Below are 865 nucleotides of genomic sequence, written 5' to 3'. Positions count from 1 at the left end.
AGCAGAATCGAGCCGATGCCTTCGCCGCTCTTGTGGATGCGGTATCCGATGGCCACACAGTCGGCGTCGCGGGCGTGCTTGACCTTCACCATCTCGCGCTTGCCCGGAAGGTACGGGCCGTCGAGCCGTTTGGCGATCACCCCATCGAGACCCGCGCCCTCGAACGTCGTCAGCCACTGCGCACCCAGCTCGGGGTCTTCGGTGGTGCGGGTGACATGACACCAGTCCTTCTCGTTCACCGACTCGAGCAAGGCTTGACGACGGACCCGGAACGGTTCCTTCAACAGAGATGTGTCGCCGCTCGCCAGCGCGTCGAACCCGATGAAGTGCGACGGCGTCTGCTCGGCCAGCTTCTCGACCCGGCTGGCCGCCGGGTGCAGCCGCAGCTGCAGCGCCTCGAAGTCCAGCCTGCCGTCGACGGCGATCACGATCTCGCCGTCGATCACGCAGCGCGCCGGGAGTTCGGCCAGCGCAGCAGCCACCAGCTCGGGGAAGTACCGCGTCATCGGCCGCTCGTTGCGGCTGCCCAGCTCGACCTCGGGCCCGTCACGAAAGCAGATCGACCGAAACCCGTCCCACTTCGGCTCGTACGACGCCCCCGGCGGAATCTCAGACACCGACTTGGACAGCATCGGCGACACCGGCGGCTGCAGGGGGAGCTCCACGCTGCTCATAATGTCATCGCGCCCGACAAGAATGGGGCGATGCGCCTGCCCGTGATGCCGCCGGTGTCGCCGATGCTGTCCAAGTCGGTGTCTGAGATTCCGCCGGGGGCGTCGTACGAGCCGAAGTGGGACGGGTTTCGGTCGATCTGCTTTCGTGACGGGCCCGAGGTCGAGCTGGGCAGCCGCAACGAGCGGCCGAT

The 865-nt window shown here is 67.1% G+C and carries 1 protein-coding gene and 1 pseudogene; one reads left to right on the top strand and one right to left on the bottom strand.

Going from position 1 to position 865, the window contains the following annotated elements; all coding sequences use genetic code 11:
- Nucleotides 1-674, bottom strand: a 674-nt coding sequence (locus A5651_RS14885; RefSeq protein WP_156662937.1) for an ATP-dependent DNA ligase, incomplete at its 3' end; no start/stop codon positions are given.
- 30 nt (nt 675-704) lie between these two features.
- On the opposite strand from A5651_RS14885, the pseudogene ligC reads away from it, so the two are divergent.
- Nucleotides 705-865 (top strand): annotated as a pseudogene (gene ligC, locus A5651_RS25420) (ATP-dependent DNA ligase); the annotation flags it as partial.

It is taken from the genome of Mycobacterium sp. 1274761.0, assembly GCF_001668615.1.
Taxonomy (GTDB): domain Bacteria; phylum Actinomycetota; class Actinomycetes; order Mycobacteriales; family Mycobacteriaceae; genus Mycobacterium.
This window is presented reverse-complemented; position numbering and strand designations above follow the sequence as displayed.